This window comes from Paenibacillus solani (assembly GCF_001277345.1).
Taxonomy (GTDB): Bacteria; Bacillota; Bacilli; order Paenibacillales; family Paenibacillaceae; genus Paenibacillus_AQ; species Paenibacillus_AQ solani.
In genome coordinates this window covers 280,460-304,186 of sequence record NZ_LIUT01000008.1, presented here as the reverse complement: position 1 = coordinate 304,186, position 23,727 = coordinate 280,460, and the positions used below count along the sequence as shown (strand labels likewise).

Sequence of the window (23,727 nt, the reverse complement as noted above, 5' to 3'; positions counted from 1 at the left end):
TACCATTGCTTCGTTAACAGATCTTTAACGCAAATTTATATCGAGAGTACCTTGTTCATGCTGCCGCTCTGATAGCCGGTAAGATCCAGCGTTACGTACTTGTATCCATATTCCTGCAGCTTGCTTGCAATCTTATCGTGATGTGTCAGGACGGTCTGCATGTCACCCGGCTCCACTTCAATTCTTGCCGTTTCCTGATGCGTGCGCACGCGTACCTGACGGATGTGGAGGGACTTCAAATAAGCCTCTGCCTGTTCAACCTTGGTCAGCTTCTCCTTCGTGATCCGTTCTCCATAAGCGATTCGTGAAGACAGGCAGGCAAAGGACGGCTTATTCCAGGTAGGCAGCCCCAAGCCTTTGGACAGCTCCCGAATTTCCTCTTTATACAGTTCCGCCTCCAACAGCGGACCGCGGATTCCCCGCTCTTTGGCCGCCTGCATGCCAGGACGGAACTCATTCATATCATCGGCGATGACACCGTATACAATATTTTTGAAGGATCGCTCCTGCAGTACGGGCACTAAATGGTCAAACAAGCTGCTTTTGCAAAAATAACAGCGGTTTTGTGTATTTTCCGCATACCCTGGAATGGCCAGCTCGGACGTTTCGATCACCTGATGCCTTGCACCGATCAGCTCAGCCAGACTTTTGGCCTCTTCCAGCTCCGTGGAGGGATAGGTTTCGGAATCCGCCGTAACGGCAAGCACATGCTCGGGACCCAGCGTATCGACAGCTACTTTTAACAAAAATGTGCTATCGACACCTCCCGAGAATGCAACAACAACGGACTTCATTTCTCGAAGGATGGACTGTAATTGTTCATATTTTTGGCTTAACAAGGTCTGTTCCCCCTTCAATTTAGGATCCTTATATCGTCATGCTTCCAAAGCCGCCGTCCACGCGCAAAAGCGAGCCGGTAATAAAGCTGGAGGCTTGGTCCGAAGCCAGTAATACAGCCGCACCTTTGAGTTCCTCCGGCGTACCAAAACGGTTCATCGGAGTATGCTTCATAATGGACTCGATCCGATCCGGGCTTAGAATCTTCTGGTTTTGTTCCGCCGGGAAGAAACCCGGTATGATGGCGTTAACCCGAATGCCCTCAGGAGCAAACTCGCGGGCCAAGAACTGAGTAACACTGTTCAGACCAGCCTTGGAGACGGAATATGTAAACACTCGGGACAATGGCGTGGTAGAAGAAACGGAAGATATATTAATGATGCTTCCTTTACGCTTCTGCTCAATCATCCTCTTAGCAAATATTTGACATGTAACAACGATACCCTTTAAATTGACGTCCATAATATCGTCCCACTCATCCATCCCCAACTCGAAGAACGGAGTGGAGCTATTCTTGCCAGGCGCGTTAAGAACAATGTCCCAGCCGCCAGACCATGCCTCGATTTCAGCTGCAACTTGCAGCAGTGAATCCCGGGAGCTTACGTCCGCCTGAAAAGCCTTCGCCTCCCCGCCACTGCTCTGAATGCTGTCAACAACCTCCTGCGCCTTGGTCAGATTACGCCCCACAATCGCCACTTTGGCTCCATGCTCAGCAAATCCTGAAGCGATGGCTGAGCCCAGCACGCTGTTTCCTCCGATAGCAACCGCTGTTTTTCCTGTTAAATCGAATAAGTTTGTCATCTCTTTACTCTCCCTTGTCAGATATCAGATTAGATTGCCGTGCTCGTCAAAAGAAAAATCATAAGGCTCCGAACATAATTCCATAGAAGGATGCTCCCTCACGTAGTCGAATAATGCCTCTGAAACTTCAATTTCCCCAAGTACAAGTGTATTTTTGATCCGGACCAGTTTGGCCTGGTTAAAATCCAAAACATTGCATGTCTTGATCGCCGCTTGAATGGCTTCGCGGTCGTTTGGCAGCGTGGTGGCAATTTTGGTCGGTGCCACGACGGTCGATGTCAGCCCGTTGGCATAAGTGACTTCCAGATCCGTCTTATCCACCAGACGCTGTGTGGTAAAGTCCGCCGTTCCCACGCCGTTGGCATTGCCCTCGGTTTGAGGCGTCAAATCCAGAACGACGATTTTGTTTACGTCCGGTCCGCCGTGGGCGTAAGGCGTTGGGTAGCGGCCCGTTATATTCGGGTCCATGCCGTCGCCGCTTATATTTTTGCCGATCTGATCAATAACGAGAACCTCTAACTGGTCAAAAAACAGCTTGGGCAGCAGCTCTTTGGCTTTCTTCTGCAGATTCTCCTCTTTAGCGATAATCTCCTCAGGCGTGAGCACCTCAACAACAGCGACTTTGTCAAACGCATTCTCGACGGTGGCGACACCGAAGAGCACAGGCTTCTGCTGCATGATCAATTTGGCCATAGCCGGAACATTCTCCGCCATATATTTAAAACCGAGCTGGTGGCAGGCTTCCGCCCCTTTTTGCTTGCCAAGCCCGATGCTGATCATCTTCATGATGCCGCTTTCAACCGGCCCTCTAAAAGCCGTATGCGGTTTCACCCGATTGATAACGACAATGCCGTCAGCCGCTGCCGCGTACCGGTCCAGGTAAACGGGGAGACCATTAGGTAATTCGCCAAGTTGAACCACTTCCATCGAGGATCGGATTTCACAGCCGACGCTCTCTTCCGTCACGCCAAGATGCGCCAGCACCTCACGCTGCCCTTCCGCAGTAGCACCCCCATGGCTTCCCATGCTCGGGACAATGAACGGCTCTGCTCCGGCTTCCTTCAAGGCTTTGACCGTGACAGCTGTCAATTCGACGATACGATCAAGCCCTCTGCTGCCAACCGCAACCGCGATCTGCATGCCAGGCTTCACCTTTTGCCGGATATGCTCCTGCTGCAGCTTGACCCACAGCTCGCTTCCAAGGTCTTCGATGTGATGATTGTCAAAATGCACTTTCACCTTGGCCATCTTCGGAATTGGAATATCCTTTAGCAGCTCCTGCAAAATTCCCATACTTGATTCGCTCCTTATAGGTTAGATTACGGGTTTCTCAATACTCTCAAGTTATGTTTATAGGTTTATGGTCTATTGAATACATGAGTTTGTTTCCTTCACTTGCTTTAATTTGTTTACCAAACAAACTAATTATGTGTATAATATCATTCCATAAGGCACTCGTCAAGATTTCCAGGCACGCAATCCTGCCTCATTAATGGAAATGGACGACATGTAGAAGAAGGAGAATAGGCATGGCCAAAGACAATGCTCATATCAAAAAAATGAACCAGGCGCTCATTATCAGCAGCATCATGAAGCATGGTGAAATATCCAGAGCCGACTTGGCAAAAGTGACGGGTCTCAACAAATCGACCATAACCGTTCAAACAGGACAGCTGCTGGAGCAAACGCTCCTCCTTGAGGAAACCCAGGAGCATTATCTGCTGGGCAGAAGACCTATATCCCTATCGATCAATCCCGAAGCGGGTTATGCTTTAGGCATTGATTTGGATCGGAATTACGCTGTGTTCATGATTACGGATTTATTGGGAAAACCACTCCAAACAGAGAAGGTGGCTCTTGCGGCAATGGACTATCACGACATTGTGCGGCTGCTGACTCAATATATACGCCATTATCAAGGGGAATATGATCAAGCTTCGCATGGATTAATCGGTGTCACCATAGGCATCCATGGTTTGGTCGATCATCAGGATCAAGTCACGTTCGCACAGCCTCCGATCGATCAGGGCCGTCATCTGCAGCAAGATTTGCAGAGTCAGACCAGCCTTCGTATTCATCTCAAGAATAACGCCAATTTGTGCGCATTTGCCGAATCGGTCTACGGCCATCCCCGCAGCAACCATTTGCTATCGATCCATTTAGGCTCGGGCATCGGCCTTGGCCTTCGTGTAAATACCGAAACCCTCACCGGATATCATGGTTTCGCCGGGGAAATCGGGCATATGATTATACAACCTGAAGGAAGACCGTGCAGCTGCGGCAATATGGGCTGCTGGGAGCAGTATGCCTCCGAGCGCAGCTTCATAGAGCAGTTATCCACTGCCAAGCATAAATCCGATATCAGCTATGAAGACATCAAACGATGGAAACAGGAATCAGATCCCGTTACTTGCCGCCTGATGGACCATTATTACGATGATATTGCAATCGGCCTCAACAACGTCATTAATCTGTGCAACCCTGAGATCACGATCCTCAACAGCGAGCTGCTGCAGCTGCATTCCAATGCAGCCCAGGATTTAAGAACCCGACTTCGCTCTACTATAAGTAATCCGCATGTGCTGCTGATATCAGAGCTTGGGAACCAGGCATGCGTCATGGGCGCTTGCGCTTACGTTATTCAGCAATTTTGGGGCACTCCCCGTCTCGATTTCACGGCTGTTAGGGCATAAGCATCATAAAACGCAGCATATTGCCATCATCAACAGCCAAAGGCCGAGCATCATGATTAATTACGATGATGTCCGGCCCTTTTTTACATTAGGAATGACAATATTACTTCATCCATTGCGTGTGGAAGATGCCCTCTTTGTCCACGCGCTCGTACGTATGCGCACCAAAGTAATCACGCTGTGCTTGCAGCAGGATGTGATTTGAAATCAACCTTTTTACTCAAGGCCGGCTTAAAAAATATTCCCGGGCATTGTCGTATCCGATATTCCGGACCATCTGCTCCAGAAGCTTCATATCGCGAGGAACAAGGCCATTCTCTGCCCAATCGCCCAGTATATTGCATAGAATCCGCCGGAAATATTCATGGCGTGCATAAGACAGGAAGCTCCGCGAATCGGTGAGCATACCGATGAAGTGGCTGAGTAAACCTACGTTCGCCAAATCCCGCATCTGCTTCTCCATACCATCGATATGGTCATTAAACCACCAGCCTGAGCCAAACTGAATCTTACCCGGGATGCCTTCCTCGTAGAAATTCCCCATCATGCCCGCGAGAACTGCATTATCTTTCGGATTTAGGTTAAACAAAACGGTTCTCGGCAGCGCATTCTCCTGATCCAGATCATCAAGAAAACGGGACAAGCCTTCGGCCAGATTCGTCTCGCCAACGGAATCAAATCCGGTATCCGTACCGATCCGATTCTTCATGTTCGTGTTATTGTTGCGGAGTGCACCCATATGCAGCTGCATGACCCACTGCTTGTCGGCATACATTTTGCCTAGCTCCTTGAGCATGAACGAGCGGTACGCCGCGATTTCTCTATGGCTTAATTCCTCACCCTGTATCCTCTTATTGAAAATAGCCATGATCTCGGACCGGGACGATTGGATATACTCCATGCTTTGGATGTCATGGTCGGAAGCACGGCCGCCGTTCTCATGGAAATAATCCACTCTGCTTCTCAAAGCCAGCAGAAAAGTATCAAGCGAATCCACCGGCTGTCCGGATACGTCACCGAGCTTTTCGATCCAGCTTACATACGCAGGCCGTTCAATGAAAAGAGCTCCATCGGGCCGGAATGTCGGTGCTATGATCGTAGAGAAGGAATCGTCGCTGCTCAAAAGTTTATGATATTCCAGCGAAGACAAGGGATCATCAGTCGTGCCGATGAATTGGACACGTGCTCTTTCAATCAACGACCGGGGCAGGCAGTCAGGGTCCTTAAGCTTCTCATTGCATTCGTCCCATATTTCACGCGCGGTATCCGGACCGAGTATTTTTTCGATACCGAATACATTCTTTAATTCCAGATGCGTCCAGTGATATAAAGGATTGCCGATCAGATGCTGCACCGTGTCAGCCCAGGCTCTGAATTTATCCCAATCATCCGAATCGCCCGTAATATATTCCTCGCCTATACCGTGCATCCGCATGGCGCGCCATTTATAATGATCGCCGCCTAGCCATAGCTCCGTAATATTCCGGTACGGCTTGTTTTCCCATACTTCCTTTGGATCGAGATGACAATGAAAATCAAAGATCGGCAGCTTCTCCGCCGCATTCTCATACAAACGGACGGCCGTATCGGTACTCAACAGGAAGTCGTGATCCATAAATTTTTTCATTCCACACGCTCCTTTCGCATAATAAGTTTACTTCAAATGTAAGCCTTTACACTTTTAATTTGTTTATTGAACAAATTAATTATATATGTAACTTATCAATTTCATTTCGTTTTGTCAATTCACGAGTTTCTACCCGTATAACACGTCTTTATGAAGAGATAATGATATAATGAAACATGTTACTATATTTGCTACTTTGGAGGGTATTGATGATAACCGGTGACGCCTCATATATCAAAAAAATCAATCGCTCTTTAATCATTAGAGAGATTCTCAAAGAGGGATTGATATCCAGAGCCGATCTATCAAAAATTACGGCCTTAACCAGAGCGACGATTTCCTCTCAGGTCGCTGATCTGCTGGAAGAAGAGCTCGTCATCGAAACCCAGCTCGAGCATAATTCCGTCGGCCGAAAGCCGATCATGCTCTCCCTGAACGGTCAGGCCGGATACGCTCTTGGTATAGATCTTGATTTCTCACAAATTACTTTCACGCTCTCCAATTTGCTAGGCCAGCCGATATCCTCGGAAACGATCGAGTTACATACCCATGACTATGCAGACATTTTGAAGCAACTCATTCAATATATTACGAGATACCAAGAGGAATTCTCGAACAGTCGATATGGCATTGTTGGCATTGTAATCGCCATCCACGGTCTGGTGTCCAATGAGCAAACCATTCAATTCGTCCCCCGCTTTCAGTGGGTAAACACGAATTTGAAATCCGATCTGGAAGAGGCTCTTGGAACCGAAGTTCAACTTGAGAATAATGCCAATCTCAGCGCCTTCGCAGAAAGGGTATTTATTCACCACGAGACGGATAATCTGCTCTGCGCTACCCTCTACTCCGGTATTGGCCTCGGGATGATCATGAACAACAAGTTTTTCCGCGGTCATGATGGGTTCGCAGGAGAAATTGGTCATATGATCATAGTCCCCGGCGGCAAGCCCTGCAACTGTGGCAATAAGGGCTGCTGGGAGAGATACGCTTCTGAAACCAGCGTGTTCGAAAGCTTGTCCGAAAGAAAGAACATCCGTAATATTTCCTATGAACAGGTCCGCCAATGGCTAAGCGAGAATGATGCCGATGTGCATGAAGTGATGGAACAGTTCATCTACTATCTGTCGATCGGGTTGAATAACTTGATCAATATCAATAACCCTGACGTTGTGGTCGTCGACAGTGAACTGCTGCGTATGTACCCGGATGCCTTACAGAAGATTCATCAGAACCTTCATTCCCAGATCAGCCATTATCGCCAGCTAACCTTATCAACGATTGGGAAAAAGTCATGCGTGCTCGGAGCCTGTGCTCTAGCCATCACTCACTTTCTGGATGTGCCTTTGCTCAATCTGCCTTACGAAAAAAAAGATGATCTCTAATGACAATTAGAGGTCATCTTCTTTATGTAAAGCCTTGCTTAACTAGCGAATACACCGCATTATCTGCAGTTTTGGCTGGCTGTAAAATCGTTTCTGCCACTGCCAATAAAATAAAATGTATAATAACGGCTTCCGACAGGAAAGCCGTTATTCCGTTTGCCTTAAGCCGGAGCTGAGCGTCAAATTTTCAGTATTCAGCTTCCGATATATTTTGGCTAATTGCGCCCGGTCTTCCTCTGTTAATGTCCCGAGCAATTCTCGGCGGAGCCTAACCCCTTCCTCCATGGCTCTCTTCAGAATGGCAAGTCCATTACTAGTAATATCCAAATACACAATCCGCCGATCCGACTCATCGAACAATCTTACAGCCAGCTTCCGCTTTACCAGCTTCTCCGATAAGTAACTGAGCGTTGGGGGGGACAGCCCCAATCTTCTTGCAATATCCGATGGCCGGCTCTTTCCATTAACACTCAGATGACCTAATACCAGGACATGGGACACACCAAGATCTTCGTTAAACGTTTTATTCCACTGTATAATCAACTGGTTCGTGAATTGATCCATATCATGTATGAGCTCGAATATCGTCTGTTCCTCCATAATACCTGTACCTCCTTGGTATAATAAACGACAGCCCTAATAAAAATAAGAGCTGTCGTCATTCTACACCCTATTGAGCTGAGAATCCACCATCGATAACCAATTCTGCGCCTGTAATATATGAAGAGTCATCCGAAGCCAAGAACAATGCCGCTTGAGCGATATCTTCCGGTTTACCCAAACGCTGCAGAGGCGTTGCCTGAATCAATTGACCCAGCAGTTCCTTCGAGCTGCTAAGTGCTTGAGTCATCGGAGTTTCAATGATCCCCGGGAACAGGGCATTTACCCGAACGCCTTGACGGCCAAAGGTCGTAGCTGCCGCTTTAGACATTGCTCTTACCGCACCCTTGGATGCAGAGTAATGGTTGAAGCCTTGTCCGATCATAGCTGTGTAGGAAGAAATATTAACGATCGAGCCTTTCTTTTGAGCAGCCATGTAAGGAGCGATATGCTTCACGCCGGCAAAAGGACCAAAACCGTTGATAGCGAGCATTTTCTGCCAATCCTCAGCATTGATTTCTGCGTATGGCTTCTCTGAAGAGATGCCTGCGTTGTTAACCAAGATATCGATCTTGCCAAAACGCTCGTTCACTTCTTTGGCCAGTGCCTGCCAGTCCTCATCGGAAGCTACATTCAATTTCATGCCGTAGACATTTTCCTTCTGGCTCGCTTTCTCGAGTGCTGCCTCATTGATGTCCGCAGCAATAACGATGGCGCCTTCCTTGGCAAACAGATCAACCATTCCTTCGCCGATGCCTGAGGCTCCGCCTGTAATAATCGCTACTTTATTATCTAATTTTCCCATGTCACATGCTCCTGACGTGTTATATATTTCAACTGCCATCACCAAAACGGTAAGCGGGTACATTCATCATCCGCTGCCGCGGCTGCAGTTGATATCTAGTTATTGGTTAGTGCCTAAAACATATTACGAATGCATGATGCTCTCTTAATTCCACAGACCTGCTTGCTCCATCTTCTTCTTCCCGATGAAAGCATAGCCAATACAGATGATATTAATGATGAGCATAATAATGATCGCATACAAAGCAGTCGTGTAGCTTCCTGTGAGGTCGAATACATATCCGTAAGCCGGGATGGCAACGATGGATGAAATCGCCAAGCCAAGCGAAGCTACGGAATAGATTTGGCTGTATTCCTTATTGCCGAACAAACTCGAAGTAAGAGCAGGTCCCAAGGTTCCGATAGCGGAAGTAACAAAACCGAATAGTCCGACAGCGATTGAAATGATGAGCGTGCTTGATCCTGAGAACAGCATCATAGCGATAGATACGATACCCAAAACCATAACAATTAGCGCTGTATTTTTGCTGCCGATTTTATCGCTCGCATATCCAATAACCAAAGAGCCGATCAGTACACCGACCATATTCGTAGCCATTACATTACCTGCAAAGGTCACATCGAACCCCTTGTCCATCAGATAAGTCGGAATGTGCATGGCAAAGCTGGCGATGGAAGTGATCATGAAGAAGAATGTAATCAATAAATAGAAAGAAGATGATTTCTTCGCAGCTGATAAAGTAACTCCTTTATTATCCGCCGCAGCGGCAGCCATCGCCGCCTCACTAGTATCCTCTGCTCCGTAAGGAAGCGTTTGCTTCTCTGCAGGAGACTTTCTGATCAGGAGAAGCACGATTGGCACAACAATCACGAGGACTGTGATACCGACAATAATATAGGCATTTCTCCAGCCGGAATTAGCGATCAGGTTACCTACAGCCGGCTGCACAACAACGCCCAGCGCACCCCCGGCAGCTCCCATGATGCCAAGCGCCAAACCTTTGCTTTTCTTAAACCACTGATTGATGAGTACAGGACCTGCAAGCACGGTAATGAAGACACCGCCCACAGCAAGCGGAACAGCCAGGATATACCAGCCCCATACCGAACTCATCAAGCCGAACAAGGCAAAAGCACCGGCCTGCAGAACAATGGCAGTAACCAATACCATACGCGTATCATATTTCGCCATTAATTTACCGCCAATTGGCAGGAAGAACATCGTAATGATAGCGGAAATACTAACATAAAGAGAAAGGCTGCCAAGTCCTACTCCGAGGTCAGTGGAAACAGGTTTCAAGAAAAGACCTACCGAGTTATTCAGACCCGCCTTACCTAACCCAACCATGATACAAAGCCCCAGCAAAATCCACCAAGCGTAGTGGATTCCCCCTTTTTTGTGGCCCATGCTTACTTCACTTCCCATTCTAGTAATATATGTTTGAATCGTTAGAAGTTATTTTCCTTGCGCCATCTTTGAAAATTGCTCAAAGTCAGGAACGGTCGGGTTAGCGATATAGTGACCACCCTCAACCTGGATCGTCTGTCCAGTAATAAACCGGGATTCATCGGAGGCCAGGAACAGAACCGTATAACCGATATCTTCCGGTTCACCATGGTATGGCAGTGCATTGTATTTCGCGAATAAGTCCAGCACCTCAGCGGGCATGTTATTCTTAGCTGCTGGTGTCAGGATCAATCCCGGAGCGACTGTGTTAGAACGAATATTATATTTTCCATACTGGGTTGCGATATATCTTGTAAGATTTACCACGCCGGCTTTAGAAGCCCCATACGCTGCCCGGATGGCATCGGAAGCGAAGCCAGCCATAGAAGCCGTGTTAATAATAGAGCCGCCACCTGCTTCAATCATGTGAGGAACGGCATACCGCGTGCCGAGCAATACGCTCTTCAGGTTGATATTCATGAGACGATCCCACTCATCGAGGTCCATGTTGACTACGTCGAGGTCCTTCTTGAGATTGGTCAAGCCGACATTGTTAAACAGTGTCGTGATTTTGCCATACTTCTTAACGGTGAATTCAACGGCTTCCTTGATAGAATCTCCGTTTCCGGCATCCACAAATACGACTGCTGCCTCGCCGCCTTGGGCTTTAATATTCTCTGCCGCTTCCTTTGCCCCTTCGACATTGAAGTCAGCGATAACCACTTTAGCTCCTTCTTTAGCCATTAATTGGGCTGAGGATAAGCCTATACCAGAAGCGCCTCCCGTGATCAGCGCTACCTTATTATTCATTCTTGCCATTTTTCAGGCTCCTTTCTGCCTACACATCTATGATGAGTAATATACTTAATATTTAGACTTCTAAATATTACAGTTCTAAATATTATCAAGAAATAGACACAATTGCAACGAAAATATTGCGATAGTTGCTTGACAACTAGTATGACATGTGCTAAATTTCACTAACTTTTTAGGCAAAATGGATTTGCAAGTCTCCGATATACCCATTTTCTTCCGTAAATACTTCCTGTAATTGGTGTTAACGGGGGCCAAGGGGACCACCTAAGTCCATGTTCATCTTCCAAAAAGATACAAAAAGGTTCCCACTATCCTCAGTGGGAACCTTCTTCATATGTGTTCATGAAGTCGATAAGGATAATTGTTGCCTCTCCTAAAGAGTGCGGGAGCTTTCACCATACCATTTTCTTAACAAGTTGATATGAGCCTGATGGTAGCGGCTGTGATCAGCCATATGCCATAATCCCCAGCGTATGCTGGCTTGTTTCTCGTTCTGATGACCAAACGTAACCACTTGATCCAATCCGGTATCTGTTAATTGGCAGCAAACATCCCTCAGCATGTTCATCACATCTTCATAGTTAGACGTCAGCGTGCCCGGTGATACTCCCTCAACCATTGGCAGCCTGTTATGTTCATCAATCATGGGTCCATATTGCTCTATGAACGAACGCGGCAGAGGCTCTCCCTTGATTCTGTACACCCAGTTTAGGTCCACATACATAATATGTCTGATTAATTGAGCAGTGCTGTTAGAATCGTTATCAGGGCCCTTGTAGTCCACTTCTGCCTGCGACATGCCCGTCGTGATGGACTGCAGCCGAATATAGCATCCCTACAATCGGCGACATGTTCGCTTCCCCTCGTAGATCGTACAGCATTATGGCTATTCCTCCCCCTTGGATACAGGTTTCACTAATCCCCATGGTTCACAATTTCATCATAAGCATGGCTGACAGATCATTCAATAGGGTATTAATTCAGCTTGGCAGGCAGCCTAAAAAGAGCGTTCCCTTTAAGGGAAACGCTCTAGTGTTAACTCATATTACTTCAAGCCCAGCACTTCAAAATCATAAATCCGGGCAGCCGTATCGCCGCCTTGTGTCGCCTTCTCTACTTGCAGACGCACATATCGTGCAGAGGTAAGCTCAATGGCATGGCTGCTGACACCTTTCGTATTGTCTTTGACCGATACGGCATCCTTCCATTCCTTGCCGTCCTGACTAACCTGAATGGTGAATGCCCGCGTATTGAATGCGGCCGGCTCGCCACCCGCTTCTGCATGCTTGATCACGAATTCGCTGATCTTATGCTCGGCTCCGAGGTCTACTGTGAGCGAGTGAGGCCCGTCTCCGACCGCACACCATTTGGTAGCGACATTACCGTCTACCGCAAATGGAGGGGATTCCTTCTCGTTCACGAAGCTGGATGCCGATGCCTCCTTGCCAAGGGCAAGATTACCGACGCCATTCTCCGCTTCCCGTGTAACCGTGATGAGTTTCTTCTGTACCTTGTCCTCGCCTACGCTATTCTTGGCGGTAAGCGTCACCTCGTACGTTCCTTCCTCCGCATACGTCACTTTTGGATGCTGCTCCGTGCTGGACGCAGGCTGTCCTCCCGGGAAGCTCCAGTTCCAGGACTCCGTCACTTCCGAAGAAAGATCGGTAAATTGAACCGTTTCCCCTGGCGCGATCAAGGTTTTGTCCGCCTGGAAGGCTGCAGTAGGTTTTGGATATTCCGGCCAGTCAAAGCGGACCGACGACGCCTTGCCTTGTTCGTAATGGCGGTTCACCGGAATCACGACCATTTTAGTGGACTGCTCTTTTTGCAGTCGTTTCATTTCAGGCACATAATAAACGGTGTTTCCCGTCATGCCCATCAACTCATATTTGCCGTCCGGATGAACCCGGTACACCTGGTAATACATCACGTCCTCAGCCTGTTTCGGTGCCTTCCATGACAAACGTGCATCACCATAGATTCCATCGCGGAAGTCGTTGTCGATCACCTGCAGATCGCTCACCTGGTGCGGCTTCTTCGCCTTATCATTCACCTGCGTAACGGCCAGCTTGCCGATGTTAGCTTGATAATTCGCCATATCCACCGCGGATTCGAACTGAAGTGAAATTCCCGTAATCGTACGGCCTTTGAACTTGTTCAGTCTGAAGCTGCCCTGCTTCCAATCCTGGTTCGTGCCTGCCTGAGTCCACTCGGACGGCTCGAACAACACATATTCATCCGGCGCATCAGAGAAGGCTAAACCGATCTTCACCTTGGCATCCTTCGCATTGTCCGTATAAACAAGCGATACTTCTGTCGTTGCTTCTACCGGAATACTCGCCTTATACAGCTTCACATGAGTAGAAGAGCCTTTGCTAACAGGACCTGCTACCTGAAGTGAGCTGCCCCCGTAATACGATTTGCTGAAATCGAAGCCAGGCTTGAGGGCCTCCCCCTTGCCGTCGGTTTCCGTGATCCAGCGCCAGGTCGGCAAAATATCCTGCAGACTCCGGTTGCTCCAGTCTTGGCTTCGCATCTCTTTGCCGTCTACTGCAAACATATGGCCGTTCCCGGTATTGAAGTGAGTGACAAACTCGGAACCAGTCAGCACCGTTTTGGCAACGACATCATGAGCAATCCCTCTCCAGGCGAGCGGGTCGGCTCCTTCAGGCTGGGTAGTATTCGCCGGGTTCATGCCGGGTCCCGCCCAGAAGATCTGCTCCTTCTTCATGTATTCCTCATGCGTCTCAGAGCTGTTGAAGGCCCAGTCCGGACGGTAAATGCCGAGGGAAGTGGTCGCTTTCTTGCCTTCCGGGAACACGACCGGCCAATTGAACTTACTGTTGTAGTCGTTTGCCTCCACATCAATCCCGGCATACAGATCATACGGGCTGCGGCCAAGCTCTGCTGCCTTCGCCGGAGAGTTCAGGAATGGGGTGATGTAATCGTATTTGCCTTTCTTCTCGTCCTTGAACTGCCAGCGAAAATCGATAAACATATTGTCGGACACCCGCTGAGTTCCCTGCTGGAAGAACATCTCGTTCTTATCCGTCAAAGCCCCCTGCCATTTCACAGGTCCTTCCTTGATCATGGAATCGTACCAGATCATCTCCATGCCTGGTGCTTTCTTCTGCTGGAGATAAGTTAAGAATTCAGCCATCTTAGCGGCATCCTCGGGAGTACCGCCCTGGGTCTCCTGATTGATGAACCAGCCATCAAATCCGTAGTATGTAGCAACCTCAATCAACTTGTCGGCAACCGGGAAGGAACCATCCTCCCGCTGCTGCAGCAGATCATGCAGCCACTCAATCTTGCCACCATGCTCCGTTTGCGGCAAGAAAACGGTTCCAAAAACAGGAACGCCATTCTTGTGTGCCGCATCGATCACATCGGCGCTTGGCGGAACAATCAATCCTTCGCCTGCCGAGCCGCCCCACATCACCAGCTTGTCGATATACTGCCAGTTACTGAAGGTATACGTATGGAACTTCTCAGAGCCTTGGGAAGGAGCTCCGCTGGTGCTTGGATACATGGAAGCAATCGATAGAACCTTTACTTCCTCCTTGGCATGGCTGTTGACCTTGCTGCCCTGGACCCGCTTGGATTCCAGCTTCACGGTTCCCTGATTAAAGCGTGCATCCTGATCCTTGGACGGCGACCATTCCAGCAAGTTGTTCGGGTACCAATAGGACGAGTGAGGCGGGGCTGCTTCGGCTTCGCCCGCAAGACCCGTCAGGGATGCAGCCAGCAGCGCCGTGCTCATCCATACCGTCATTCTGCGTCTCCACTTGGCTTTCATGACATAATCCGGTTTGATTCTTTTCACTCTGAAAAAACCTCCTAAGATGATGAATTCGTAGTGTCGTACTAATCTTTTCCAGAAAGAGCAATATTAAATAGAGAGAAACGGCCGCATACATCAGCCGTTTCTTCTCTTTCAACCACTTCTTATGCCTTACTTGTTTTGAGCTTTCCACTCATCAAACTGCTTTTGAGCTTCAGCGATAACTTTGTCAATTCCGGCATCCTGGAACTTTTGTTTTGCTTTTGGCAAGTATTCTTCAGGATCGATGGAGCCGGTATACAGTGCAGGAATAAATTCCTTCGCTACGTTCGTGATAGCCGCAACTTCCGTTTTTACAGGAGCCGTATCAAAGTTAAAGCCGAACGTAGGAGCTACTACAGCGGAGCTGTTAAATTTCTCGAATGCTTCCCACTTGTCCTTAGGCTCACCTTCATGAAGGTACGTCAGGAACATATTGCCGAGCGCAAATCCAGGCATAGCATAGCTCTCTTGCATAGCAGGCATATCCTCGATGTACGGCTCTTCAAGCTTCTTGTAGTGCGTTCCTTCCAAACCGTATTGAATCATATTCCGGAGTTTCACATCTGTGTTAAGCAGGTTCAAGAACATCATCGCCCGCTCCGGATTTTTGGAGTAAGAAGAAATCGCCATCATTGAGCCTGCTGCGGAGCTGGTGTAAATGACAGGATCATGCATCGGTCTCGTCACAATGTCATATTTCGCGTTTCTGGACCAGCCGAGCTCTGCGTATGGCTGGGTAATCTCGCGGTCCACGAGCCATTTGCCGGTTTTGATGTTATCAATGCCATCCAGTGTCGCTACGTCCTCGCGCACATAACCCGCTTTATAGTATTTGCGCATCGTGGTCAGAGCCGATTTCAGTTCAGGTGAATCCAACAGGTTCACAAATTTAAAGTCTTTGGTGTCAAGGTACATACCGATCGGAATTTCATCACCAAGCGGGAAATCAACCGGCAAGTACGGCTTAAAGCCTTTCGGTACAGCAAGCGGTGTAATATCTGCAGGCTCGCTCTCTTTAATCGTTTTCAGAAGCGGCTCGAGATCCTCAAGCGTCGTTACATTGGAAATGTCCAGGTTGTACTTATCCAGATACTTCTTATTGAAGCGCCATACAAACTGTTGTGCCAATTCCTTGTTGGCCGGGATGCCATAGTTCACGCCGTTGACCTTCGTTCCTTCCAAGAAACGAGGATCCAGCGTTTCCTTAATGCCTTTTCCATATTGATCAAGCAGGTCATTCAGCGGCTTAAACGCGCCCTTGGCTGCATTTGGGAGATAATCGAACGCCCATGAGCTAGTGAAGGCGATGTCGTAATTCTCACCGGAGCTTGTAATAACCTGCATCCGCTGGCTGTAATCGCCCCAGTCGATCATACTGATCTCGATCGTTGCATTGATTTTTTCCGTCAAATATTTATTGATTTCCTCTTGAACCACGGGAAGATCCTTCTGGTTAGGCCCGATCATGTACATTTTTAGTTTGACCGGATCCAGCTTGGATACATCGACCGTACCGTCGCTTTGAATGGCTGCCCCTTCTTTCGAAGGTTCGCCAGACTTAGCGCCTTCCTTACTGCCGCAAGCCGACAATACGACCGTCAGCAGAAGCACGAGAGCAAGGGACAGTATAGAGACCTTTTTCTTAAACATGTGTTTTTTCCCCCTGTGTCACTTAATGGTTAATGCTATATTGACACCGCTTACACACTTGGTGTATGAAAGCCGGATTTCTCCGGCCGTGTGTTAATGCGGGTTCAACCATATGAAATTATCCTTTGACCGAGCCTACAGTTAGACCCTGAACGAAATACCGCTGGAAAAACGGATATGCCATGACGATCGGCAGCGTAGCGAGTACGACCATTGCCATTCTTACCGTCTCTGTCGGCAGACCGGCTGCTGCATCGAATGAACCGATATTCTGCGCATTCTGCGTCAGGAAGTCCATATTCTTCTCGATCTGCATCAGCATGTACTGCAGCGGAGGCGTCGACTGCGGATTGTTATAATACAGCAAGGCGTTGAACCAGTCATTCCAGTAACCCAAAGAGCTGAACAAGCCGATGGTGGCAATCCCCGGCAGCGAGACCGGCAGCACGATGCGAGCAAAGGTCAGGAATTCGCCGGCTCCATCCATTTTCGCAGACTCGATAATTTCGTCCGGAATCGTCGTTTGGAAAAAAGTCCTCATAACGATGATGGAGAACGCACTCAGGGATAACGGGAAGATGAGCGACCAGATCGTGTTCTGCAGATGCAGGAACTGGGTCATCACGATATACCCCGGTACCATACCGCCCGAGAACAGCATGGTGAAGAAGGCCAGAAAGCTGAAGAACCCTCTAAATTCGAAATTTCGGCGAGACAATGCATAGGCATAGGTCGTAACCAGCGCCAGACTCACCAGCGTTCCCAGCACCGTAACCAGGAGTGTTAAACCGAATGAGGAGAACAATCTGCTTCCAGTTTCGAATATATATTCATAGGCCTGTGTGCTGAACTGACTCGGCAGCAGTCTGAAGCCCTCCAAGACCAGTGTCTGCTCGTCGGTCAGGGAAATAATAATAACAAATAAGAACGGAAAAATACAAGAGAACGAGAAGAGGCCGATCACGATATTAAAAATCGTATTCCACACAGGGGAGATGGCGTTATAGTCTCTCTTTCTTGAACGCTTTGCCGGCTGACCGGCAGGCTGCGTTGATAGCTGCGACATGATGGTGCACCTCCCTCGGATTAGAAGATCGCATGATCTTTTTCAATTTTACGAACGATATAGTTGGCAACCAGAATCAGAATTAAGCCTACAAGCGATTGGTACAAGCCCGCCGCCGTACTCATTCCGATATCTCCCATATTGATAAGTCCACGATAAACAAAGGTATCGATAACATTCGTGACCGGATACAAGGCGCCGGAATCCTTCGGAAGCTGATAGAACAATCCAAAGTCGGAGCGGAAGATGCCCCCGATGGCCAGGATGGTCAAGATGATCATAAGCGGCTTCAAGAGCGGAATCGTAATGTACCGCACCTGCTTCCACTTGCTGGCTCCGTCAATAACAGCTGCTTCATAATAAGACTTGTCGATCCCGGTAATCGCGGCCAGGTAAATAACGCTGTTGTAGCCCACGCCTTTCCAGATGCCGACAAACACGAGAATGAAGGGCCAATACTTCGCTTCGGAATACCAGCTGATCGGATCTCCTCCGAAATAGGTAATGATCTGATTCAGCGTCCCTTTGTCCACACTGAGGAAGGTGAACGCAAAATAACTGATAATAACCCACGACAAAAAATGCGGCAAAAACATGCCGGTCTGATATACTTTGGCCGTCCGCTTATTGACTAGCTCGCTGAGCATAATCGCAAAGCCGACCGCAATGACTAGGCCCAGAATAATAAAGGCCAGGTTGTATAGGATTGTATTTCTCGTAATGATATAAGCATCATTGGTCGTAAACAGATACTCGAAGTTTTTAAATCCTACCCATTCGCTATTGAACACGCTGGCAAAAAATCCGTCCGGGCTGATGCGAAAATCCTTAAAAGCGAGAACGGTACCGAACATGGGCAAGTAAGCAAAAATAAGAAACCAAATGGTTCCCGGCAGTATCATCAGCAGCATAAACCTGTTGCGTATCACCTTTTTGATGAACCCCGACATGAACATTCCTCCTCTTTCCTGTTAAATCCGAGCGATGCGTCCATGGGATCGTTCTCTCACTCATCTTTAACCTACCTTTATTGTGCCTAGAAAGCGCTGTCACCCTCAAGTTGAAAAATACTAGAATGGGATGGAAAAATTAAAGATCGTGTGCACACAGCAAAAAACAGGCCATGACATATAACGTCAGAGCCTGTTCCCTTTGATTTAGCATTGATTTAGATCCGATACATGGACCTCATTTCGGTCGGAGATACACTTGTATATTTCTTGAACTGCCTGTAGAAATACGAACTGTCCGTATAGCCTACATTAAAAGCAATATCCGCCGTCTTCTGATCCGTATGCAGCAGGAGCTGTGTCGCTTTCTCGATGCGGTACTGGTTCAAATAGTCCGAGAAGCTTGCCCCCACCTCCTGCTGAAAGAGCTGTCCCAAATAATTCGGATGCATCTGCAGGCGCTGGCTCAGCGTCTTCAGCGATAGCTCTTCCGGATAATGGTGCCGCACCTGGTCCACAAGAAACGAGACATGCATGCTGTATCCCTGCTCCGCTTCTTGGAGGCGCTGGAGGCTGCGCTCCACGATGTACCAGACATGATTCCGGAGTCCTTGGAGGGTATTGATCCGGTGCATGGGCGTAAATACCTCGCTGTAATCAGGGGCCTTCTCCATATCCTTGGCAGCGATCATCAGCTGGACGGCCGCATTCATGCAGGCTCCCCGGGGAACGGTTGATACCTCGCCGCCGCAGCCAAGAGCAGATGCTATAAAAGCCTGCAAAGCGGATTCGTCTCCCTCGATTAGCAGCTTAGCGAAGGTATCCGGACGGAAGAACGGCGAAGAAGCCTGAACCGGCTCCACTTCCCCCGGCCGGCTGTACAGGGTCATGTCATCCCCGGCAATCAGGGAGGCATGGAAATGGCTCTTGGCCTTCCTGTAGTTCTCCTGAATATCTTTGAATTCATAGCCTTCAGCTTCTCCCTCAGAGCACCACATCCGAAGACCGGTCAACTGCCGCAGCTTAGTCATGGAACGCTGCATCGCCTCCCGCGCAGCATCCTTCTGATCATCCATGGAGACCGACATGACCACGATGTCATCATCCGCATCGGGAAAGCAGATCACCTCCTGGGCTTCCCCCAGCTCTTCCGAGAACACCCTGCACAATTCATCGGCCAGACTGGTCAAGCGGTAGAGCTGGGATATTGCGCATTCATCGGAGATGATCCGCATGACATACACCTGATACGACGCATAGTTCAGCGGGATTCCGAGAAGCTCAGCCCGTTGCTTCAATTCCGAGCTTCTGATGTCGCCGCTTACCCATCGCTGTAATATATTGCTGCGGAGAATCTTCCAATCCTCCTCAGAGCGATACCGCCTTAATTCTTCGCGCTCCCAATCGCCCTTGATATGCTTGATGGTCGCTTCCAGCTCTTCGATATTGATCGGCTTCAGTATGTAATTCTGAATCCCAAGCGTGATGCCTACCTTCACATATTCGAATTCCTCATACCCGCTCAGCACGATGAATTTGGTGTTCGGGTGTATTTCCTTCACCTTCTTGATCAGCTCGAGCCCGTTCATTCTGGGCATCATAATATCCGTGATCAGCAGATCCACGGGCTCCTCCCGCAATCTCTCCAGCGCCTGCAATCCGTCGTTGGCCGAGCCTGATATATGCAGATCGTAATCCTGCCACTCCACGATGTTGGCCAGGCCTTGGGCGATCAAAGGCTCATCATCAACAAAAAACACCTTTCTCATGTCGTCTCCCCCTTGCGAAGCATCGGTATTTCCATGCGGACCTCGGTCCCCGCTCCCTCTGTGCTGTTTATGGATACGCCATAATCATTTCCGTAATTCATCACGATCCGTTCATGCACATTTATCAGCCCGATGGAACGATAACCCTTATCAGGAGGCTGAAGAATCTTGTCCAGCGTCTGCCGGATTTGAGTTAGCTTCTCCTCCGGTATGCCCGTTCCATTGTCCGAGACGATGATCACGATTCGGTCCCCGGCCCCTAGCGCTCGCACTGAAATTTTATTATTGTCCTCCAGCGGACGGAATCCGTGAACGATATAGTTTTCTACGATCGGCTGGATCAGCAGCTTGATAATGCTGTAGTTCTGGATTTCGGGATCCATCTCAATCTCCGTCTCCAGCCGGCCCTCATAGCGGATGCGGAACAAATCGAGATAAACGGAGCACATGTCGATCTCCTCTTCGATGGTCACGATCGTGCTTTTCTTGACCATGCTCTTGAACATCACCGACAAGCTGTATATCATCTGCCCCACTTCCTTCGCCCCGACAAAATAGGCCTTCATGCGAATGGATTCCAGCGTATTGTATAGAAAATGAGGATTAATCTGCGATTGCAGTGCAACGAGCTCCGCATTCTTCTGCTTGATTTCCGAGGTGTACATTTTATCGATATACTGCTCCAAACGGTCGCCCATATCATTGAAACGGCGGGAAATCTGCTGGAGCTCGTCTTCCCCGGACATCTGGATACGCGTCGACAGATCACCTTCGCCGATGCGGTTCATTGAGCGGATGATCCGCTGTACTTTCTTGGAGAACTTGCGCACGATCGTAAACGTAATCGCAAAGCTGGTCACCATAAACACCAGCGTCACCAGGATCATGCCGGTCCGCAAACTCTTCGTGCTCTCTTTGATCATGGATTGGGAGACAATCCCTACAACGGACAAGCCTGCGTTGCCGACGTTCAATATATTCACTTTGGAGGGTTCATCCAACTGTACCCAATCCCCGGCTTTCTCATGCTCTAACTGATAGGGATAGGTCTGCCCGTACAGCACATCCTCCGAATCATAAATAACGGTTTGCTGTGCGTTCAATACGAGAATTCGGCCCTTAACCGAAGCACGGCTCTCCAGCCAGGATGAAATTTGCCGGGCATCAAACTCCACATTCATCATGCCTACCCTCTCCAGGGTCCACGGGTCCTTAATCTCTCTCGAATAGGAATACGATCTAGGGCTGGAGCCATCAGATGAGGGTGAAGCCTCGTTCTGAGGCATGGTATCCCAGCTGTCCTGCTCCCTGCGGGCGAACCAGGTCTCCCACTTGTTCTTGGAGCCGGAGTCATTATTGAGCTGCTGATTGGTCCGGCTGATATGCATGTAAAAATTGTTAGGATAGCTGTAGATGGACACGCTTTTGGCGCTTGACTCCTGCTCCAGATAATTTTTCAGCAGAGGGTTGAAGGAGCGTAAGCGCTGCTCCCCCGTCTTGGCGTACAAATCGAGACGGTACTTCAGGTAACTCTCATATTCGTGATTCAAAAAATAGATCAGATCATCGCTCAGCGAGGCATCTCCGTAAATCTGCTGAAATATATTTTGTATGCCCTCGTACTGCAGACTTAGGTATATATTCAGGACATGCGCGGATTTGAGATTCGCGTCCGTCTGCTCACGGAGTATGCGCTGCGTCTGATATTGATACACCAGAGTCGCGGCAATCGCGAACAGCACGATCATGACAGCTGAATAAAGTACGACGATTTTGTTGAACATTTTTCGCTTTAGATGGTTTAAATAGAATTGGCGCAGTCTGAAAATATGCAACACACCCTGTTCTATAAAGGTCACTTCGGCACTCAGTGTACACCCTTTCCCTAAACCCGGCAAATGAAATTTGCCCTGTTTACAGGTGGTACACAATTAGGAGGAGTAACCTTCGTTCGCTTAGATCGAACGCGCTGGCGGCGTTGAGCCTTCCACTTCCGCATAGGGAGGACTCTTTGAGCAACAGCGAAAAGCCGTCCATGAATGGACGGCTTGGTTAAGTTTTTGTAGGGTAAATCCCCCCGACTTTACGCGGCTTTCTAAGCCTATTCGTTGATTTTCTCACGGCCTACCAGCAGCCAGAACAACAATAACGAAACGGCTGCAACAATCGCCAGTACTATCAATACAACGCTGAACGAGAAGGTATCAATCATGGCTGCGGTATAGGCAATCCCGATCGATGCGGCTACATTTAAGACCAGATTGTAGAACCCGATCGCTGTTCCTACTTTTTCCTTCGGAATGGTGCTGATGCATGCATCAAGCATCGGAGCATACATCAACGCGAATGAACCGGAGAACAGGATCATGGAGATCACAAACAGGATATACGAGCTTTCTACAAACATTCCCGGAATCAATACACTTAACGCAATCAGGAGCATGGCTAACGAAATCGTCTGCTTATTGCTTAAAGCCTTGGCTATTTTCCCTGACAAGGCGCCTACCAACACCGCAGTAACATAACCCGGGATTAACAAGAGGGAGATGGTATCCAATTTCAAACCATAAATCCTTTCAAGCATGAACGGGAATATGAAAATATATCCTAACTGTACCGTATAAATGACAAATGCAACGGTAATCAGGGACACGAAACGCTTGTTTTTGAAAAAGGAAATACTGATAAGAGACTTGGTGCTCTTACTGATATAGGCAATAAAGGCAGCTAAGGCTACCGCAACGATCACGATATACAGCCAATTGAAATTACTGATGAACAGCATGACCGAGGTAGCGATGGCAGCAATCAGTACTAAGCCTATGATATCGACATGGCTTTTCTTCGATTTTTCCTTCGGAAGATACTTTAAGATAAAAGGAAGAATGAACAGGGTAATCAACGGAACCAGAAACAATGTGGTCCAGTGCAAATAGGTGGAGATATACCCGCCCGTTATGGAGCCAATGACCAGCGATAAAGAGTAGCTGCTTGTACTCAAGCCTAAGAACTTTTTATGCTCGCTTTTCGGCAGATGCTTCGTGACATAGATGACATACAAGGTTTCCGCCGAGGCCAGCCCGGCCGTTTGTATAATTCTTGATACTAATATGAGTTGGAACGAGTCCTGAAATACATAGCCAATGACGGAGCCTATGCATATTAAAATAATACCAACGCTCAACAGCGTTCTAATGCTGATCGAGTCTGCCAGCGAAGCATACACAACAGCCCCAATACCGATGATCAGGCCGGCCAATGTCGCCAGCCAGCTTACCGTCGCTGCTGAAACACCAAGATCGTCTGCAATGGCAACAGAAATGAGTTTAAACGAGTTATCAACAATTAAAGCAAATACAAAAAAGAATAAAATGACCGGTATGGCTTTCTTCGCATTATTCTGCTGCATTTCTGATGTAATGGTCGCCACTTGTTATTTTCCTTTCGTGGTTCAAA

General features: G+C 48.4%; 17 protein-coding genes and 2 pseudogenes. 2 read left to right on the top strand and 17 right to left on the bottom strand.

The genetic code is table 11. The annotated features are described in order from the left end of the window. Window positions 1–35: 35 nt before the first annotated feature. The 3 genes from larE to AM231_RS25425 are packed head-to-tail and all read right to left on the bottom strand — an operon-like array spanning window position 36 to window position 2,931. A complete protein-coding gene (larE, locus tag AM231_RS25435; RefSeq protein ID WP_054405163.1) occupies window positions 36–839 on the bottom strand; it encodes an ATP-dependent sacrificial sulfur transferase LarE in 804 nt (267 codons plus the stop codon). A gap of 28 nt (window positions 840–867) precedes the next feature. Beyond that, window positions 868–1,638, bottom strand: coding sequence for an SDR family oxidoreductase (locus tag AM231_RS25430; RefSeq protein ID WP_054405162.1), 771 nt, complete (start codon window positions 1,636–1,638; stop codon window positions 868–870). 24 nt (window positions 1,639–1,662) lie between these two features. Beyond that, the gene (locus AM231_RS25425) at window positions 1,663–2,931 is read right to left on the bottom strand and encodes a nickel pincer cofactor-dependent isomerase, group 22 (RefSeq protein ID WP_054405161.1); all 1,269 of its coding nucleotides are present in this window, start codon (window positions 2,929–2,931) and stop codon (window positions 1,663–1,665) included. Window positions 2,932–3,167: 236 nt separating this feature from the next. On the opposite strand from AM231_RS25425, the gene AM231_RS25420 reads away from it, so the two are divergent. Continuing rightward, a complete protein-coding gene (locus tag AM231_RS25420) occupies window positions 3,168–4,331 on the top strand; it encodes an ROK family protein (RefSeq protein WP_054405160.1) in 1,164 nt (387 codons plus the stop codon). A 103-nt stretch (window positions 4,332–4,434) separates the two neighbouring features. Here AM231_RS25420 and AM231_RS28445 read toward each other — a convergent pair. Then, a pseudogene (locus AM231_RS28445) lies at window positions 4,435–4,524 on the bottom strand (hypothetical protein); the annotation flags it as partial. A 27-nt stretch (window positions 4,525–4,551) separates the two neighbouring features. Next, the gene (gene uxaC / locus AM231_RS25415; protein WP_054405159.1) at window positions 4,552–5,958 is read right to left on the bottom strand and encodes a glucuronate isomerase; all 1,407 of its coding nucleotides are present in this window, start codon (window positions 5,956–5,958) and stop codon (window positions 4,552–4,554) included. Between the two features lie 209 nt (window positions 5,959–6,167). Between uxaC and AM231_RS25410 the strand changes: the two genes are divergently transcribed. Then, complete coding sequence (locus tag AM231_RS25410) at window positions 6,168–7,343, top strand: ROK family transcriptional regulator (protein ID WP_054405158.1); 1,176 nt, start codon at window positions 6,168–6,170, stop codon at window positions 7,341–7,343. A gap of 147 nt (window positions 7,344–7,490) precedes the next feature. Here AM231_RS25410 and AM231_RS25405 read toward each other — a convergent pair whose 3' ends face one another. The 12 genes and pseudogenes from AM231_RS25405 to AM231_RS25350 all read right to left on the bottom strand — a co-directional run bounded on the left by AM231_RS25405 (window position 7,491) and on the right by AM231_RS25350 (window position 23,680). Further along, entirely contained in the window at window positions 7,491–7,943 is a 453-nt protein-coding gene (locus AM231_RS25405) for a MarR family winged helix-turn-helix transcriptional regulator (protein WP_053490870.1), read from the bottom strand. Between the two features lie 70 nt (window positions 7,944–8,013). After that, entirely contained in the window at window positions 8,014–8,748 is a 735-nt protein-coding gene (locus AM231_RS25400; RefSeq protein ID WP_053490869.1) for an SDR family NAD(P)-dependent oxidoreductase, read from the bottom strand. A gap of 144 nt (window positions 8,749–8,892) precedes the next feature. Beyond that, on the bottom strand, window positions 8,893–10,155 hold the full coding sequence (locus tag AM231_RS25395; protein ID WP_053490868.1) for an MFS transporter: 1,263 nt from the start codon (window positions 10,153–10,155) through the stop codon (window positions 8,893–8,895). 48 nt (window positions 10,156–10,203) lie between these two features. After that, window positions 10,204–11,013 carry an SDR family NAD(P)-dependent oxidoreductase gene (locus AM231_RS25390; RefSeq protein ID WP_054405157.1) on the bottom strand — a complete coding sequence of 270 codons (810 nt, stop codon included), beginning with the start codon at window positions 11,011–11,013 and terminating at the stop codon, window positions 10,204–10,206. A gap of 370 nt (window positions 11,014–11,383) precedes the next feature. After that, a pseudogene (locus AM231_RS25385) lies at window positions 11,384–11,891 on the bottom strand (DinB family protein). A 164-nt stretch (window positions 11,892–12,055) separates the two neighbouring features. Next, complete coding sequence (locus tag AM231_RS25380; protein WP_054405156.1) at window positions 12,056–14,836, bottom strand: endo-beta-N-acetylglucosaminidase; 2,781 nt, start codon at window positions 14,834–14,836, stop codon at window positions 12,056–12,058. A 129-nt stretch (window positions 14,837–14,965) separates the two neighbouring features. Beyond that, window positions 14,966–16,486 (bottom strand): ABC transporter substrate-binding protein, encoded by a 1,521-nt coding sequence (locus tag AM231_RS25375; protein ID WP_054405155.1) that lies wholly within the window; start codon window positions 16,484–16,486, stop codon window positions 14,966–14,968. Between the two features lie 118 nt (window positions 16,487–16,604). Beyond that, on the bottom strand, window positions 16,605–17,552 hold the full coding sequence (locus tag AM231_RS25370) for a carbohydrate ABC transporter permease (protein WP_054405154.1): 948 nt from the start codon (window positions 17,550–17,552) through the stop codon (window positions 16,605–16,607). Between the two features lie 20 nt (window positions 17,553–17,572). Next, window positions 17,573–18,502 carry an ABC transporter permease gene (locus AM231_RS25365; RefSeq protein WP_053490863.1) on the bottom strand — a complete coding sequence of 310 codons (930 nt, stop codon included), beginning with the start codon at window positions 18,500–18,502 and terminating at the stop codon, window positions 17,573–17,575. A 218-nt stretch (window positions 18,503–18,720) separates the two neighbouring features. After that, entirely contained in the window at window positions 18,721–20,271 is a 1,551-nt protein-coding gene (locus tag AM231_RS25360; protein WP_054405153.1) for a response regulator transcription factor, read from the bottom strand. Continuing rightward, window positions 20,268–22,130: a sensor histidine kinase gene (locus AM231_RS25355; protein ID WP_054405152.1), complete on the bottom strand. Its 1,863-nt coding sequence runs from the start codon at window positions 22,128–22,130 to the stop codon at window positions 20,268–20,270. Before AM231_RS25355 ends, AM231_RS25360 begins: the two co-directional genes overlap by 4 nt. A 242-nt stretch (window positions 22,131–22,372) precedes the next feature. Then, complete coding sequence (locus AM231_RS25350) at window positions 22,373–23,680, bottom strand: MFS transporter (protein ID WP_106406131.1); 1,308 nt, start codon at window positions 23,678–23,680, stop codon at window positions 22,373–22,375. Window positions 23,681–23,727: the final 47 nt, after the last annotated feature.